This window comes from Brevibacterium sp. ZH18 (assembly GCF_022748595.1).
GTDB lineage: Bacteria > Actinomycetota > Actinomycetes > Actinomycetales > Brevibacteriaceae > Brevibacterium.
In genome coordinates this window covers 1-988 of record NZ_JALDSX010000107.1, presented here as the reverse complement: position 1 = coordinate 988, position 988 = coordinate 1, and the positions used below count along the sequence as shown (strand labels likewise).

The 988-nt window shown below is 61.4% G+C and carries 2 protein-coding genes and 1 other annotated feature; both genes read left to right on the top strand.

Annotated elements, in window-relative coordinates:
• The coding region (locus tag MPN20_RS17130) for a transposase (RefSeq protein WP_242784069.1) at positions 1-276 on the top strand (276 nt) is incomplete at its 5' end.
• Positions 237-353 (top strand) — a sequence feature (AL1L pseudoknot). It overlaps the preceding gene by 40 nt.
• Positions 273-988 (top strand): IS3 family transposase (locus MPN20_RS17125; protein WP_347566847.1); only part of this gene is annotated, 716 nt, incomplete at its 3' end. (Overlaps the previous feature by 81 nt.) The genes MPN20_RS17130 and MPN20_RS17125, both read left to right, overlap by 4 nt.

The following is a 988-nucleotide window of genomic DNA, read 5'->3' as shown; positions in this document are numbered from 1 at the left end:
GCCGTCGAGCTCGTCATCCATGCCCAGGCCGACCCCGACACCGCGAACGGAGCGATCACCCGTGTTGCGAACGAACTCGGTCTGAGTAAAGAAACCCTGCGAGTCTGGGTGCGAAAGCACAAGGACTCCGGCAAAGCCACACCGGCCGAGTCGGTCGACCTGGAAGCGGAGAACCGTCGGCTACGGGCTGAGCTGGCCGAAGCGAAGCGGGCCAACGAGATTTTGAAGAGAGCGTCGGCTTTCTTCGCGGCGGAGCTCGACCGCCCATCGAAGTGATCGTCGCTTTCATCGACGATCATCGTCACGAGTTCGGAGTCGAGCCAATCGTGCGCGCCCTGTCCGGGACTGCTGCACGAATTGTTGTGAGCTCGTATTACGCCTACAAGAAGCGTCAACCATCAGCCAGGGCCCGTCGGGACCAAGCACTGATGGTGGTCATCCAGGATGTCTATGAGGCGAACTATTCCTGCTATGGAGTGCGGAAGATGTGGAAGGCGATCAACCGCGACTACGCCGACCAGTTCGGTCCGGTGGCCCGCTGCACAGTGGAGCGGTTGATGCGCCAGTTGGGCATTGACGGGATCCGGCGGAAGCGGAAGCGGCCGAAGACGGCCTCAGCACGTGCTGAGGAGTGTCCGGATGATCTCGTCGAACGTGAGTTCGCAGCACCGGCACCCAACTGTTTGTGGGTTGCGGACATCACGTATGTTCCGACGTCTGCTGGGTGGGTGTACACGACGTTCATCCTTGATGTCTTCCACCGGGAGATCGTCGGCTGGCAGGTGACGAACCATATGCGGGAGTCGCTGGCCAGGGACGCACTCACGATGGCTCTCGCTGCGAAGTATCGGGCCGGCGAAGACGTCTCCGGGCTGGTGCATCACTCGGATCGCGGGGTGCAATTCCGGTCGATTCGCTATGGCGAGACCCTGGCGGAGTCCGAAATTGTGGCATCTGTGGGGTCGCGTGGGGACTCGTATGACAACGC